Source organism: Henriciella pelagia, from assembly GCF_002088945.1.
Classification (GTDB): domain Bacteria; phylum Pseudomonadota; class Alphaproteobacteria; order Caulobacterales; family Hyphomonadaceae; genus Henriciella; species Henriciella pelagia.
The window spans coordinates 968,442-983,542 of record NZ_NCSU01000007.1 but is presented as its reverse complement, the minus strand read 5'-3'; the positions used below and the strand labels follow the sequence as shown (position 1 = coordinate 983,542).

At 60.9% G+C, this 15,101-nt stretch carries 7 protein-coding genes; 5 read left to right on the top strand and 2 right to left on the bottom strand.

What is annotated here, in order from left to right:
- Nucleotides 1–45: 45 nt before the first annotated feature.
- Together B8746_RS07540 and B8746_RS07535 are read left to right on the top strand one after the other, a co-directional pair.
- Entirely contained in the window at nt 46–2,772 is a 2,727-nt protein-coding gene (locus B8746_RS07540; RefSeq protein ID WP_158084562.1) for a M1 family metallopeptidase, read from the top strand.
- A gap of 104 nt (nt 2,773–2,876) precedes the next feature.
- Nucleotides 2,877–7,622: an NAD-glutamate dehydrogenase gene (locus B8746_RS07535; protein WP_084393005.1), complete on the top strand. Its 4,746-nt coding sequence runs from the start codon at nt 2,877–2,879 to the stop codon at nt 7,620–7,622.
- A 180-nt stretch (nt 7,623–7,802) separates the two neighbouring features.
- Here the strand turns inward: B8746_RS07535 and B8746_RS07530 are convergent, their stop codons facing one another.
- Both B8746_RS07530 and B8746_RS07525 read right to left on the bottom strand, forming a co-directional pair.
- The gene (locus tag B8746_RS07530; protein WP_084393004.1) at nt 7,803–8,927 is read right to left on the bottom strand and encodes an AI-2E family transporter; all 1,125 of its coding nucleotides are present in this window, start codon (nt 8,925–8,927) and stop codon (nt 7,803–7,805) included.
- Entirely contained in the window at nt 8,924–9,205 is a 282-nt protein-coding gene (locus B8746_RS07525) for a YrhK family protein (protein WP_084393003.1), read from the bottom strand. Before B8746_RS07525 ends, B8746_RS07530 begins: the two co-directional genes overlap by 4 nt.
- A gap of 124 nt (nt 9,206–9,329) precedes the next feature.
- On the opposite strand from B8746_RS07525, the gene B8746_RS07520 reads away from it, so the two are divergent.
- The 3 genes from B8746_RS07520 to B8746_RS07510 all read left to right on the top strand — a co-directional run bounded on the left by B8746_RS07520 (nt 9,330) and on the right by B8746_RS07510 (nt 14,981).
- Nucleotides 9,330–10,838 carry a helicase HerA-like domain-containing protein gene (locus tag B8746_RS07520; RefSeq protein ID WP_084393170.1) on the top strand — a complete coding sequence of 503 codons (1,509 nt, stop codon included), beginning with the start codon at nt 9,330–9,332 and terminating at the stop codon, nt 10,836–10,838.
- A gap of 168 nt (nt 10,839–11,006) precedes the next feature.
- A complete protein-coding gene (locus B8746_RS07515) occupies nt 11,007–13,847 on the top strand; it encodes a TonB-dependent receptor (protein WP_084393002.1) in 2,841 nt (946 codons plus the stop codon).
- A gap of 81 nt (nt 13,848–13,928) precedes the next feature.
- The gene (locus tag B8746_RS07510; RefSeq protein ID WP_084393001.1) at nt 13,929–14,981 is read left to right on the top strand and encodes a phytase; all 1,053 of its coding nucleotides are present in this window, start codon (nt 13,929–13,931) and stop codon (nt 14,979–14,981) included.
- Nucleotides 14,982–15,101: the final 120 nt, after the last annotated feature.

Sequence of the window (15,101 nt, the reverse complement as noted above, 5' to 3'; positions counted from 1 at the left end):
CCATGCTTCATGCGGTCCGCAACATGTCCTCCCGGAGAATCCCTCATGACGCTTAACAGGTTCAAAACAACCATCTTTGCAGGTGCAGCCAGTATCGCGCTCCTGTCAGCCTGCGGCCCGAACCCGACCGCCAAGGATACAGAAAGCGCCAGCGAAAAGATTGAACCGATCAAGCTCGAAACACCGCCTGCCGGTCAGCTTCCAGACACGGTCATTCCTACCGCTTACAGTCTTGACCTCATAACGGATCCGGCAAAGGACGGTTTCACCGGCACCGTAGAGATTAGGATCCGCCTGTCAGCCCCCCATGCCCGTATCTGGCTGCACTCGCTCGACCAGACCATCGAGCGCGCCTACGTCCGCCTTGAAGATGGTACCGAGATTGAAGGCACGTTCGAAGGCGGCCTCGCCGATGGCGGTGTGTCGAAGATCGATTTCGCCGACCCCGTTCCCGCAGGCAATTCGACCCTCGTCATGGACTATCGCGCGCCATACAATTTCGGTCTCGCCGGTCTCTACAAGGCAGAGCAGAACGCACGCCCCTACCTCGCCACCCAGATGGAGCCCATCGATGCGCGGCGCATGTTTCCGGGCTTTGACGAACCCCGCTTCAAGACGCCGTGGACGCTGACCGTCACAGCCCCGCAGGGCAATCAGGTCATTTCCAATGCGCCGCTGACCGGAACGAGCCAGCTCGATGGCGGCATGGTCAGGCACACCTTCGCACCGACGCGCGCCATCCAGTCCTATCTCGTTGCGCTGGCTGTCGGCCCGTATGACATGCGCGATGGCGCGGCCCTGCCCGCCAACACGCTGCGGGCGACTCCCGTGCCGTTTCGCGGCTTTGCTCCAGCCGGCAAGGGCGACCAGCTCAGGGTTGCAATGGATATCACCGACGAGATGGTCGATTTCCAGGAAAGCTACTTCAACTATCCATACCCATACGCCAAGCTGGACATCATCGCGGTCCCCGATTTTGCCTATGGCGCGATGGAGAATGCCGGCGCCATCATCTATCGCGAAGCCGCCCTGCTCATTTCGGACCGGACGTCGCTCAGTCGCCGCCGCGGCGTGCTCCGAACGCATGCGCACGAACTCGCCCACCAATGGTTCGGCAATCTCGTCACCCCGAAATGGTGGGACGATATCTGGCTCAATGAGGCCTTCGCGACATGGATGAGCAACAAGACCATGGACGCGGTCTATCCCGGCCAAGGCTATGACCGGGCCTCCCAGCGCGGCGGAATCGGCGTCATGGGCTCCGACAGCCTCATCAATGCCCGCCAGATCCGCAACCCGATTGAAAGCAATGCCGACATCAATGACGCCTTCGACGGCATCACCTATCGCAAGGGCGGACACGTCCTCTCCATGTTCGAAACCTATCTCGGCGAAGAGGGTTTTCGCGAAGGCATGCGCATTCACATGCGCCGCTTTGAAGATGACGCCGCCGACGTCGAGGATTTCATGAAGTCGCTGGCTGACGGCAGCGGTAATGCGGGCGTCGTCGACAGTTTCCGCAGTTTCATCTTTCAGCCTGGCATCCCCTATCTCAATGTCGAGACCGCTTGTGAGGCCGAAGACGCTGGCCTGATCACCGTGACGCAGTCGCGCTACGCACCGCTCGGCTCAAGGATTGATGCAGACGCGTCAACCTGGCAGGTGCCGTTCGCAATCCGCGTTTCCAGCCCGGCTGGCGATACGGTGCTACGTCAGATGCTGACTGAAAAGACCACTGAAATTCCGCTCGATGGGGCCTGCGCCGACTGGGTCATGCCGAACGCGGCCGGCGGCTATATGCGCTTCACCCTGTCGGACGAAAACTGGTCGGCCTTGACCGGCGAATTCGAAGCCCTCACCGTCGCGCAGAAGCTGTCCTATCTCGACTCCATCAGCGCCGCCTTCCGGGCCGGCGATGTGCAGGCAAGCGCCGTCCTCGACGCCCTCGAAGCATCGGCGACCGCCGAGTGGGACGTGGCGATCAATTCGGTGAAAGTCGCCGAAGGCCTCTTCAACGCCCTGCCGGATGAAGACCAGGACGCAATGCGCGGCTGGGCGCAGGCCACTTATGGCCCGGTCTTCGAGGCCCTGAAGGCGCGCGAAGACTCGCTCGACCAGAATGAGAGCCTGCTGTTCCAGTCGCTCTACTCCGCGCTGCTCGACATCGGCACGATGGATGAGGAACGCCAGGCCCTCGCCGAACGCGCCGCTGCCTTTGTCGGCGTCGATGGCGATCCTGACCCGACCGCTGTCGATGCAGACACGCTGGCCCCCGCCATCAAGTGGGGCACGAAGTTGGGCGGCCGCGACTTTTACGACGCAGCGCTCGAATATGCGCGCAACAATGACAACCAGTATGAGCGCCGCCTGATCCTGCAGACCATTGTTGCCAATGCGGCAGAGCCGGAAATGGCTGACCTCATCAAGGAGATGCAGGGCAGCGACTGGCAGGGCCAGGAAACCTGGTCTGTCCTGCAGACATCGTTGAAGAATAAGGCAAATCAGGAGGTCGCCTGGAGCCTTTACAAGGCAAGCTTCGACAATTTCATCTCGCGCACGCCCGAGATCCGCAAGCCGCAGACCGCCGGCGCTGTCGGCTCGTTCTGTACAGCCGAAGATATCGAAGCGGCACGCACCTTCTTCGTCTCGAAGAAGGACGCCATCCCCGGCTATGAGCGCTCGCTCGCCCAGGCCGAAGAAAGCGGCAATCTCTGCGCCGCTTTCCGGTCTGAGAAGGTCGAGGACCTGAAGGCTGCGATTGCCGACCGCTAGGTCGAAACCCTCTTGCCCTTCGCACCTGCAACGTGCGGAGGGCAATTGCCGCAAGGTGCGCCGCAGGGTAGAACTGGCTTTGTCCAGTCACACAGGATTCTTCCATGCCCGATCACGCGCACAGCCCCGCAAGACCTGCGGGAAAATTGCCGCTTGAAGAGCTTCGCAAGCGCTTTCGGGAAGAGGCTGAACACGACGCGCTGATGTCGCTGTCGGCGGAAGACAGCAATGCGCTGGCGGACTCGATTGCCGAGCTTGCCGAGGGCTTTTCCGGCGATGCATCCGTCGTTCGCGTGCGCGATGCGCGCACCGCAGACGGCAAGCTGCTCGGCACGACCATCCTCGAAGCCGTCAGCCTCGACAAACCATTCCTCGTCGACTCGCTGCTCGGCCTATGCGCCGAGTTTCCCTATGAAGTCCGCGCCCTGTTCCACCCGATCCTGAAGACAGATCTGGGCGTTGCGCTGTCCCTTATCCAGATCCATGTGCCGCCGCTGAGCGCTGCCGAATGCCGGGCTCTCAAAGCCGAGGCCGAAGCCACGCTGCGCGATGTTGCCATGTCGGTGCGCGATTTTGCTGACATGCAGGAGCGCATGGCCAACGAGATCGAGCGCCTGAAAGCGAGCAAGCTTGCAGACCCGGAAATGCTGGCCGAAGCCGTCGCCTTCCTGGAATGGCTGAGCGACGAGCACTTCGTCTTCCTCGGCGCGCGGACCTACGACTTCGAAACCGGGCCGGATGGCACCGTCCTGCCCGAAGAACCGATCATGATCGAAGGTTCCAATCTCGGCCTGCTGCGCGACGAGGACCGCAATGTGCTCAATCGCGGTGCCGAACCGCTGATGCTGACGCCAGCCATCGGGTCTTTCCTGTCGGAGCCCTCACCGCTCATCGTTGCGAAATCCACCCTGAAAAGCCGCGTGCACCGGCGCGCGCTGTGTGACTATGTCGGCGTCAAGCATCGCGACGATCAGGGCCGCGTCATTGGCGAAACCCGCTTCCTCGGCCTCTACACCGCCGAAGCCTACAATGAGAGCGTGCGCGCCATTCCATGGGTCCGCCGCCGCGTCCAGCGCGTGCTCGAGGCCACTGGCGCGATTGAAGGCAGCCACAATTACAAGGCGCTGACCAATATTCTCGAAACCTGGCCGCGCGACGAACTCCTCCAGGCCGATGCCGAGACGCTGATCCCGCTAATGAAGGGCGCGCTCAACCTGGTCGGTCGCCCACGCACACGCATGTTCGTGCGCCGGGACCAGTTCGACCGGTTTGTCTCCGTCCTCGTCTTCGTGCCTCGCGATGCCTACAATACAGCCGCTCGTGAGCGCATGAGCGCGCATATTGTCGAGGCCTTCAAGGGCAAGCTCATTTCCTTCCAGCCGCGCTTCGATGCCTCGCAGCTCGCCCGCGTCCACCTGCTCGTCGAACTGACGGACAGCAGCGTCCAGCCCGATCTTGCCCGCCTCGAACAGGAAGTGGCGGACCTTAACCGCACCTGGGAAGATTCGTTCCGCGCAACGCTGGTTGGCCTTGACCTCAACCAGGATGACTTTGAACGGGCGAGCGGGTTCAGGACCGGTTTCAACGCGGCCTATCGCGAAGCCTTCAGCCCTGATGAGGCGCTTCGCGACGTCGATGCCATCCGCCAGCTTACCCCCCGGCATCCCGTCAGCATGCGGGCCTATCGCAACATCGAGGACGAAGAGGACACGGTTCGCGCAAAAATCTACTCGCGAAGCGGGGCCATCACCCTTTCCGACTGCGTGCCCGTCTTCGAGAATATGGGGCTCATGGTCTATTTCGAGACCGGCTACCCCGTCACACCAGACCCCAAGCCGGTCGATAACGGGCCGGCAACCTACTGGATCCATGCCCTGAAAATGCACTCGGGAACGGGGGACGCGCTCGACCTCGACACCATCTCTTCCCGCTTCGAGGACGCCTTCGTGTCGGTCTGGATGGGCCAGACCGAAAACGACCGCTTCAACGGGCTGGTTCTGTCTGTCGGTGCCGACTGGCGCGAAGCCGCACTTTGCCGCGCCCTGTGCGCCTATCGCCATCAGACCGGCCTCGACCCTGCCCGCGCCACACAGATCGACGCCCTGAAACGCCATCCCAAGCTGACGCGTTCGCTGATCGAGCTTTTCTCCATCCGGTTTGACCCGGGCCGCCCGGAAAGCCTGTCAGAGCGCATGTCCATCGCGCTCTCCACGCTGCAACAGATCGAGACGCGCCTCAATGAGGTCTCTTCGCTTGATGAGGACCGCGTGATCCGCCGCCTTGCCCGCCTCATCATGGCGATCCAGCGCACCAATTTCTGGCAGCGCCAACCCGACGGCACGCCCTACCCCTTCATCAGCTTCAAGATTGCCAGCCAGGAAATTTCCGACCTTCCGGCACCCAAGCCGTATCGCGAAATCTTCATGTCGAGCCCGGAAGTCGAGGGCGTACACTGCCGCTTCGGCCCGGTCGCGCGCGGCGGGCTTCGCTGGTCTGACCGGCGCGATGATTTCCGCACCGAAGTCCTCGGGCTCGTCAAGGCACAGCAGGTCAAGAATGCGGTCATCGTTCCGGTCGGCTCGAAGGGCGGGTTCTTCCCCAAGCAGATCCCGGCGAATGCAAGCCGCGAAGAACGCCACCATGCAGGCATTTCGGCCTATCGCACTTTCATCAATTCGCTGCTCGACCTCACCGACAATCTTGTCGATCAGGAAGTCCGTCCCCCCAACAACACCGTGGTCTGGGACGGCGATGATCCCTACCTCGTCGTCGCCGCGGACAAGGGCACAGCGACCTTCTCGGACATTGCCAACGAAATCAGCCTCGAACACGGCTTCTGGCTGGGGGATGCCTTCGCCTCCGGCGGCTCGGCCGGTTATGACCACAAGAAGATGGGCATCACCGCGCGCGGCGCGTGGGAAGCGGTCAAGCGCCATTTCCGCGAAATGGGCAAGGACATCCAGACCGAGCCGTTCACCGTCATCGGGTGCGGTGACATGTCGGGCGACGTGTTTGGCAATGGCATGTTGTTGTCGAAACAGATCCGCCTGCAGGCAGCCTTCAATCACATGCACATCTTCATCGATCCTGACCCGCAGGACCCTGAGCGCCTCTGGGAAGAGCGCAAGCGCCTGTTCGACCTGCCACGCTCCTCATGGATGGATTACGACCAGTCCCTGATTTCCGAAGGTGGCGGCATCTTTGAACGCTCGGCCAAATCGATCCCGCTGACAGACCAGATCAAGAAGCTCACCGGACTCAACAAGGACGAGGCGACCCCGGACGAAGTCTTGCACGCCCTTCTCAAGGCAGATTGCGAGCTTCTCTGGTTCGGCGGCATCGGGACCTATGTGAAAGCCTCGCACGAGACGCAGGGTGCCGCCGGAGACCGCGCCAATGATGCGATCCGCGTGAATGGTCGCGACCTCAAGGCAAAGGTCATCGGCGAAGGCGCCAATCTCGGCCTCACCCAGGCTGGCCGCATCGAATTTGCCCTGAAGGGCGGCCGCCTCAACACAGATGCCATCGACAATTCTGCCGGCGTCGACAGCTCCGACCATGAGGTCAACATCAAGATCCTGCTGTCGCAGGCCATGCGCAATGGCAATCTGCCGACCGGAAAGCGTAATGGCCTCCTCGCCCAGATGACTGACGACGTCGCCGCACACGTCCTTGTCCACAATTACAGCCAGACCGGTGCCCTCACGCTCGCAGAGTCAACGGCTGCACGGGACCATGAAGCCAATGAGCGGCTCATGGTGTATCTTGAAAAGCGCGGCGTCCTCGACCGGATCGTGGAAGGCCTGCCCTCGACCGCCGAAATGCGAGACCGGGCAGAAGCCAAGGCCTGGCTGACGCGTCCTGAACTCGCGGTCCTGATGGCCTGGTCCAAGATCACGCTCTTCGATGACATCACCGCGTCCAAAGTGCCGGATGATCCATGGTTCGTGGAAACCCTGAAAGAATACTTCCCAACGGACCTGGAACAGTTCCCGGACGCCATGCAGGCCCATCGCCTGCGCCGCGAAATTATCGCCACCGTGCTGGCAAACCGGCTGATCGATGCGGGCGGCCCCCTCATGTTGCTGCGTCTGCGCGAGCGGACCAATGCAGACAATGCAGCGATCTGCCTGTCCTTCGAAACGGCGCGCATCCTGCTTGACCTGCCCGCCTATCGCGATGCCATCCACGCGCTCGACAACAAGATCAATGCCAGCGCCCAGACCGACCTCCAGCAGATGGGAGCCGACGCCATCGCCGAAGTGATTGCGGCCCTGCTGCGCCAGTCACGCGCCCTGAGCGTTCGCGAGGCCGTCGACACCTATCTGCCAGCCTTTGACATTCTCGGTGCGAAGCTTGCCGACACGCTGTGCGGATTTGAGCTCGCCCAGCTGCGTCGGCGCATGCAGACGCTGTCAAATGCGAGCGTGCCGGAAGAGCTCGCTACCCGCGCTGCCCTCATGCCGGTCCTGCCGATCGCGATCGACATTGCCGCAATCTGCACATCGACCGGTGCGTCGCTGGACGATGCGTTTGCGACCTATCTGAAGCTCGGCGACGCGCTTCGGCTCGACCGGCTGCGGGCCGAAGCAGCGAGAAACCTGGACGAGGCGAGTTACTGGGAACGCCTTGCGACCCGGCGCCTTATCGAGGACCTGCGCCGCCATCAGGCAGAAGCGGCCGCGCAGGCGCTCGGCGCTGAAAATGTCGATGCCTGGCTGGGAGCGCGCGATGAAAGCCGCAAGCTGCTGATCCAGCAGCTAAACGCACTTTCATCGTCCAAGGCGACCTTCGCACAGTTCACGCTGGCCGCTGACGCGGTACGCGGATTCATGAGCGGATCGATCTGAACGAAAGATTGATTTCGGGAGGGTTGGGGGACGGGCCCGTCAAACGGGGACGTGTTTGACGGGCCCTACAGACGCTCCGCAGGCTGGGTGGGGGGACGCACGCGGAGGCCTGATACCGGCGACGACACTAGGTACCGTTGCTTAAGCTCTATATGATTTGATCCCTATACCTTGCCAAGCTTAGAGGGCAGAAGTTTCTGCAGTGATAATGTCATTATTATGGGCGGGTTCAGCAACGAAATCACCCGGTTTCCCGTCCGCAGAGAGCAGAATCGCAATCCATCTTGTGGAAGAAGACTGTGAAAACAGGATCATAAGCAGAACAGTCAACGGCGCAGACAGGAACATGCCGGGGATTCCCCAGATCGCGCCCCAGATGGCAAGTGACAAAAGAACAACCAGCGCCGAGAGATTCAGCGTCTCCCCCATGATGCGCGGCTGCACGAAATTGCCGATGACAAACTGCCAGAAGCTCACTCCGAGAAAGACGATGACCGCGTAGATGTAGCCTTCATTCGTCCCTTCGCCCGGAATCCATGACGGAACCTCTGGTTGGACCAGCGCAAAGAGCAGCGGAACGAACGCTGCCACAATCGAGCCGATTGTCGGAATATAGTTCAGCACGAAGATCAGCGCCGCCAGGAAGAGCGCATTCTCGACCTGGAGCACGAGCAGCGTGCCATAGGTGAGCCCCGTGATCAGCGCGGAAATGACGGTCTGCGTCCACAGATAGGTCTCAATTCCCTTGCGCGCCGCAACACCGACATCGCGCACCTGCTCACGGTGGCCGGCATCGGGGAAAAGTCGGTCGAGTTTTGCGCCCCACGCCGACTGGGCAATGAACAGGAAGGCGACATAGATAAGGATGATGACGAGGTCGCCCGACAGGTCGCCGGTCGCATTCGCGATCGTACCGACAAAGCGCTGGCCGGTTTCGTTGAACACGATCTCTGTCAGCGTCGGCGCTCTTTCCATCTGCAGAATGCCATAGACGTCTGCGATCAGCTCATTGATCCGCTGCTCATAGTCGCTGGCCTGTCCACCGAACTGCGCAATGCCCTGCGCCAGCAGTGCGATGAAGAAACCGAAGCCGAGCAGGACGGACAGGATCGCGATTGCACGGCTTATCGTACGGCCGATAAAGCTGATCTGGTTATGAATGGCCCGGGCAAACCCTTCCATCACCAGGAACAGGAAAACCGCCATGGCAAAGGGCGCGAAAATCGAGCGGCCAAGATAAAGCAACGCGATGATGACGCCGGTCGCGATGATCCATATCCCGACAATGCCCGATCGCATGGTCATGTCTCGCCCTCTCCCCCCTCATCGCCCGGCACCGGCAGACGCGCCAGGTGAAAATCCCGTACCACGTGAACCAGTGGCCTCACAGCGAAGAAAACCGACCCCACCAGGAAAAGCCATGTCGCTTCGCGCTGCGTACTTTCGCTGAAAAATAGCGCTGAGCCAATGATGAAGGCAATGGCCGCCAGCGCATCTATTGAATCATACAGTCTTGAATAGCCCTGATAGACCTTGCCCTGCCCTTCCGTCTGGAAATTGCGCCACTCGGGATCTCTGCTCATGAAAACCTCCTTTCAACGTCCACAAGTGATGGATCGGGGCGCTGTTCCATCGAGTGCTGCCATTGCGCGCTTTGCCGATACCTGCGATTGCATCTACCTTCATGGCGAGTGGCAGGAGAACAGCATGGCGGATGCAATTTATCTGGGTGGCGGCGGACCAGAGCAGAACGAGGCCCAGACACTACTCCTGAACCGGGCAAACCGTCACGGCATCATCGCCGGCGCCACCGGTACCGGCAAGACGGTCACCCTGCAGATTCTCGCCGAGGGCTTTTCGAATGAAGGCGTGCCGGTCTTCTGCGCCGATGTGAAGGGCGACCTTTCAGGCCTCGCCAAATCCGGAACCGAGACGTTCAAGCTGCACGATGCATTCACCTCGCGTGCGACGAAGATCGGCTTCGCAGACGCCTACACCTATCACGACACGCCCGTCGTCTTCTGGGATGTCTTTGGCAAGAAGGGCCACCCCGTCCGCGCCACCATCTCTGAAATGGGCCCCACCCTGCTGGCCCGTCTGATGGACCTGACCGAGACCCAGGAAGGCGTACTCAACGTCGCCTTCGAATATGCCGATGATGAAGGCCTGCTCCTGCTCGACCTGAAAGACCTCCAGAAGCTTCTCATCCATCTCGGCCAGAAAGAGGTCCGGGACGATGTCTCCCTGCGCTATGGCAATGTCGCGACCGCTTCCCTCAGCGCCATCCAGCGCAGCCTCCTCGGCCTCGAACGCGACGGCGCCGAGGATTTCTTCGGCGAGCCCGCCCTCGACCTCAAGGACCTGATGCGCACGGCCCGCGATGGGCGCGGTATCGTCAACATTCTCGACTCCACCCGCCTCATCAATTCACCGAAACTCTATTCGACCTTCCTGCTCTGGCTGCTGTCGGAGCTGTTCGAGCGGCTTCCCGAAGTGGGTGACCCCGACAAGCCGAAACTGGTCTTCTTCTTTGATGAGGCCCACCTCCTCTTCAAGGATGCACCCAAGGCGCTGCTGTCCAAGATCGAACAGGTCGTGCGCCTCATCCGCTCCAAGGGCGTCTGCGTCTATTTCGTCACCCAGAACCCGCGTGATCTCCCTGACAGCGTGCTCGCGCAGCTTGGCAATCGCATCCAGCATGCCCTGCGCGCCTATACCCCGACCGAGCGCAAGGGCGTGAGGGCCGCATCAGACAGCTTCCGCCCGAACCCCGATTTCGACACAGAGGAAGTGATCACCCAGCTTGGCACCGGCGAAGCCCTGGTCTCTACGCTGGACGCAAAGTCCGCGCCGAATGTGGTGCAGCGCACCCTCATCCGTCCGCCCTCGTCCCGCCTTGGCCCTATCACCGACAGGGAACGCGCCGAAATCATGGCCGACAGCCCTGTCGCCAGCACCTATGACGAAGCGATCGACCGCGAGTCTGCTTACGAAATCCTTCTTGAGAAGGAAGAGGAGGCCGCCAGGGAGGCTGAGCGCCTCGCCCGGGAAGAGGAAAAGGCCAAGCGGGAGCTTGAAAAGAAGAAGTCGCGCACCAGGTCCCGCTCGCGTCGCCAGACGCCGACCGAAGCAGCCGTGAAGACCGCCACGCGAACCTTTGCGCGTGACTTCACCCGCTATGTGCTTCGCGGCATCCTCGGAAGCCGGAAACGCTAAGGCGTTGATTTTGCTGCGCCGCACACAACCATAGATGCTACAGAACTGTGACGCGGAATCCTCGTCATAAAATTTGGAAAAAACTGTAGTCGTTCTGATACCAAGCTGACGCCAAACCGTCACGCAACGCTGTTAGCCGCCTCTCATTCTTAATGAGGGGTGAACTCCATGAACTTCAAACTTGGAAAGCTGGCGGCAGCCAGCGTCGTCAGTCTTGGCATCGCGCAACTTGCAAATGCGGACGTGCTTCAGGGCACCGTGACGGACGGCTCTGGTGAGGCATCGCTGGAAGGCGCACTGGTCACGATTGAAGGTCTGAACCGGACCACAAGCACTGGCCGTTTCGGCGACTATCGCTTTTCTGGCATTCCAGCCGGCGAATACGATGTGACCGTCTCCTATATCGGCGCGGATCCAGTGACGCAGAGCATTACCGTCGCCGGTGACTCCTCAGCTGATTTCCGCCTCGGCCGAGATGTCCGCTACCTCGACAACATCCTCGTTGTTGGTTCCGCCGCTGCACAGGCCGGCGCGATCAACCAGCAGCGCGCGTCCAATTCGATCATTTCGGTCATTGATTCCGACGGTCTCGGCAACTTCCCGGACACGACGGTTGCCGACTCTCTTGCCCGCGTACCGGGCCTCTCTATCGAGACTGACCAGGGCGAAGGCCGCTATGTCTCGATCCGCGGCATCAATACCGACCTCATTTCCGCCTCGATCAACGGCGTGCGTGCACCCTCGCCGGAAGATCGCCGCGGTGTCCTTCTTGATGGCGTCCCGTCTGACCTCCTGGACGGGATCGAGGTTCAGAAATCCCTGACACCTGACCTCGACGCCGACAGCCTCGGTGGCGTCATCAACCTCAAGACCATTTCGGCATTCGACCGCGATGGCCGCTTCTTCCGCGCCAAGCTGGAAGGTGCCCATAACGAGATTTCCGAAGAAGTCTCGCCCAAGGCCACCCTGACGTATTCCGACACATTCGCAGACACATTCGGCGTTGCCCTGTCCGTCAACTATCAGGACCTGCGTATCGAAGCGCACAATAATGAAGCCGACGAATGGAGCCTGCTCGACAGCACCGGCCAATACTATCTGTCCGACGGCTATGAGCATCGCTGGTACGGCATCAACCGTGAGCGCATCGGCCTCGTCGCAAACTTCGACTGGCGCGCTTCGGAATCGACCGATCTCTACCTGCGCACCCTCTTCAACAACTACGAAGACGACGAAGTCCGCAACGTGCTGCAGTTCCGCGACCTTGCTGACGTCATCGATGAAGACGATGATGAGAACGAGATCGTCGCGCCGGGCTCGACACTCACCGACAGCTCGGCCACCTTCCCGCTGAATGAAACCCAGGCTGAAGTCCGCGTTCGCCGTGAAGTCCGCAAGATCCAGACGATTGCCCTCGGCGGTCAGACGACATGGGATGGCTGGGACACCGACTATGAAGTCTCCTATGCCTATGCAGAAGAAGACGACAGCGACAATCACGATGCCGCTTTCCGCTTTGAGGACATTCAGGACGTCGTTCCCGGCAACATCACGCTCAACTATTCGAACCCGGAAAAGCCGGTCTGGTCAGACGGCGCGCTGCTTGACGCGGTCTATGACCCGGCAAACTACTTCCTCGACGCCTTCGAGCGCGAATTCACCGTCAATGAAGACACCGAGTACGCAGCCCAGTTCAACATTGCCCGCGATAGTCTGATCGGCCAGACGCCGGTGACCTGGAAAGCCGGTCTCAAGATCCGCGACCGCGAGAAGATCCGGGATGTAAACATCCTCGTCTACGAAGATGACAGCATCAGCCTCGCCGATTACGCCCGTGACAGCTTCATCTCAGGCTGGCGCCTCGGCAACACCCAGCCGACCTGGCCGGATCCGGGCCTCACCCGTGCCCTGCGCGGCGCTTTCGGCCCCGGCGACCTTGACGAGGAGGGCAGCTTCTTCGACTCTAATGGGGAAGACTACAAGATCGACGAACAGATTATCGCCGGCTACGGCATGGGCACGTTCGACATCGGCGCGCTGACGCTGGTCGCCGGTGTCCGCATCGAGCAGACCGATGTGGACCTTGAAGGACGCGTCGTCCTCGAAGACGAGCTCACCGCCACGACAACAAACTTCAGCAATGACTACACCAACGTCCTGCCGAGCGTGAACGCGAAGTATGAGTTCAGCGACCGCCTGATCGGCCGCGCGGCCTACTACGCCGCCGTGGTCCGCCCGGCCTTCGGTGAAATGGCGCCTTTCTTCTTCATCAATGATGACCGTGATGAAGCCGAGATCGGCAACCCGAACCTCGATCCGCTCGAAGCCAACAATTTCGACATTGGCATCGAGTTCTACCCGACCAAACTCTCGGTCGTCTCTGCTGGCGTGTTCTACAAGGACATTTCCAATGCGATCTTCCCGGCGACCTTCGACATCGCGGACGTGCCCGGCAATATCGATCTCTCCGGCATTCCGGCAGAGTTCATCAATGGCGACGACACGGATGGCGGCGAGATTGAGGAAGTCTCGACCTTCATCAATGTCGGCTCCAGCGAGATCTATGGCGTCGAGTTCAACTACGTCCAGAACCTCGGTGACCTGAATGCCGCCCTGGACGGCTTCCTGGTCTCCGGAAACCTGACCTTCACGGACAGCGAAGCAACGCTTCCGGATGGCCGCAACGTGCCATTCCTCAAACAGTCAGACACAATCTGGAACGTCGCCGTCGGTTACGACAAGGGCCCGTGGGACCTTCGCGTATCGGCCAATTATCGCGGCGACTATCTCGATGAGCTGGTTGATGCGAACCTCGACCGCACAACGGATGACCGCCTGCTCGTCGAAGCGTCGGCAAAGTTTGACGTCAACGACAACCTCCAGGTCTACCTCGAAGGCAAGAACCTCACCGACGAGCCGGAATACTATTATTTCGGCAGCGAGCGCCGCCTCTCGCAGTATGACGAGTTCGGCACCACGGTCGTCTTCGGGGCGCGCCTGACCTACTAAGTCCGGCCAGAATCAGCATTGCGCGGGCCGGTGCGTTCATCGTATCCGGCCCGCATGACCTTCAAGACAGGATTGTCCCGCATGAAATTTCCAGCCCTGGCCCTCGCTGCCGTATCCACCTTCGCGCTCACGGCCTGTGAGACTGACGACGTCTGGATTGATGACGGCATCCCGGCCCTGCCCGTCGCGGCAAGCTTCGAAACCGATCCGATGACCGGCGTGGGCGACCGCGCCGACGACCCGGCGATCTGGGTCCATGCCGGTGACGCGTCAAAGAGCGTGATCCTCGGCACCAACAAGGATGAAGGCCTCCACGTCTACGACCTCACCGGCGCAGAAACCCAGTTTCTCGACACGGGCGCGCTGAACAATGTCGACGTTCGCGGCAACATCGCCGTCGCCTCGAATGACGAGACCGATTCGATCAGCTGGTTCAGCATCGATGCGGCGACAGGCGCGGTTGCCCATATCGGCGACACGCCAACCAGCAAGGACGAGCCATACGGCATCTGCTCCGGCCTCGTCGGCACCACCTATTACGCCATGCCGACCTACAAGGACGGCAAGGCACAAGTCTGGACCCTCGATACCGGCGCGCTCAGCACGCTTCAGCCGGAACTCGTCACAGAAATTCAGGTCGGCCAGTTCGGCCAGCTGCAGCTTGAAGGCTGCGTCTTTGACGAGACCAATGGCCAGATCTTCGTCGGCGAGGAAGAACACGGCGTCTGGAAGCTTGACCTCAATGACCTCAACGCCGCGCCCGTCAGCGTCGACACGATTGCCACCGCCAACGGCCTCGTTGCAGACGTGGAAGGCATGGACATCTGGGAAGGCGAGAATGGCGAGGGCTATCTCGTGGTCTCCGCGCAGGCGGCCAACCGCTTCGTTGTCTATGACCTCAAAGCCCCGCACGCCCCGCGCGGCATCATCACCATCACGGCAAATGCCGATGGCAGCGTCGATGCTGTCAGCCACACGGATGGTCTCGATGTGAATTCAGCGCCGCTGCCGGGCTTCCCGCGCGGCGTCCTCATCGTTCAGGACGACGCCAATCCCGATCCGGAAGTCGACCAGAACTTCAAGATTGTCGACTGGGCCACCGTCGAGACTGCACTCGGACTGGATGCCGAATAGCCACTGGCCTGACATCTGGCGCCCTGTTAACGCGTTTTCACGCGGCATAACGGGGCGTCAGCGCTTTCAATTGTGCCGCCGCGCGCTTAGATACCCACCAGCGACATCAAAGACACTGCG